Below are 1,195 nucleotides of genomic sequence, written 5' to 3'. Positions count from 1 at the left end.
GTCTCGCCGAGCCTGGTCTCCCGTATCGAGAACGGCGAGCGGGCCGTCAGTGAATCCGTGCTCGCTTCCGTGGCCCGCGCCCTTGCCGTGGGTGTCTCGGTCCTGCGGGGGCAGCCCTACATCCAGACCTTCAGAAGGATCAGCTGGACGCTCTCCTCACTCCGATCAGCACCGCGTTCGATGACTGGGACCTCCCGCCGGACGACGCCCCGCCACCGCGCCCCCTCGACGTCGTCGAGGGCGAGGTGCAGCGCCTTCACGCACTGCGGGTGAAGGCGCAGTTCACGGAGATCGCCGAGGACCTCCCCGGCCTGATCTCCGAACTGGCCCTGCTCACGCAGTTCTACACGGCGCCGGGCAGGGACCGCGAACGGGCGTACGCGGCGCAGGCCGAGATCTCCCGTACGGCGGCGATCGTGGCGTACCGGATCGGGTACATGGATCTCGCGCGGCTGGCCCTGTCCCGCATGGCTGTCGCAGCACCTCAGTCCGGCGACCCGCGCCAGGTCGCCATCGAGCGCTACGAGCGGGCGCAGATGGCAGCCGACAGCTCTCGTCTGGATCGGGGTGTGTCGCTGATGCGGCACGCGTTGCGGGAGCTCGACGACGACAGGACGCAGCCCACCCGCGCCGTACGCGGCACCCTTCAGCTGCGGGCCGCGACCCTGTCGGCTCGCAGCGGGAACGAGAGCGGCGCGGCCGACTGGATGGGTGAGGCTGCCGAACTCGCCGAGCAGACCGGCGAAACGCGTGACTACGCCCTCGCCTTCGGGCCGCTCAATGTCCGCCTTCACGAGATCTCGGCCGCGAGCGATCAGAACGAGTACGACGACGCACTGGCCGTCGCCTCCGGCGTGCGGTTGCCGGACGACTACCCGCCCACCCGCGCGGCGCACTTCTGGATCGACAAGGCGCGTGCCGAGACATGGACAGCCCGCCAGGATGCGGCCCTGGCCTCGCTGCAAGAGGCCCGTACTGCCTCGTCGCAGCTCACCCGCTATCACCACTCGGTGCACGAGACGGTGGCCACGCTGCTGCGTGCGCGGCAGCGGGCCAGTGGAGAGCTGCGCGAATACGCATTGTGGTGCGGCGTTTAGCCCTTCATTCAACTCTCGTCAAGCCCTGGGGCATTGACACTTCAGTCAACGCCACAGGGCTTTCATGTCGGCACTCTGAGTCAGCAAGCCAAGACCCC

The 1,195-nt window shown here is 68.8% G+C and carries 2 protein-coding genes; both read left to right on the top strand.

Annotated features, from left to right (window positions below):
• Positions 1-273, top strand: a 273-nt coding sequence (locus ACWD3C_RS48720; RefSeq protein WP_451155291.1) for a helix-turn-helix domain-containing protein, incomplete at its 5' end; no start/stop codon positions are given.
• Positions 270-1,097, top strand: coding sequence for an XRE family transcriptional regulator (locus ACWD3C_RS48715; protein WP_451155289.1), 828 nt, complete (start codon positions 270-272; stop codon positions 1,095-1,097). The genes ACWD3C_RS48720 and ACWD3C_RS48715, both read left to right, overlap by 4 nt.
• The last annotated feature ends 98 nt before the right edge of the window (positions 1,098-1,195 follow it).

This window comes from Streptomyces sp. NPDC002845 (genome assembly GCF_053591955.1).
This window is presented reverse-complemented; position numbering and strand designations above follow the sequence as displayed.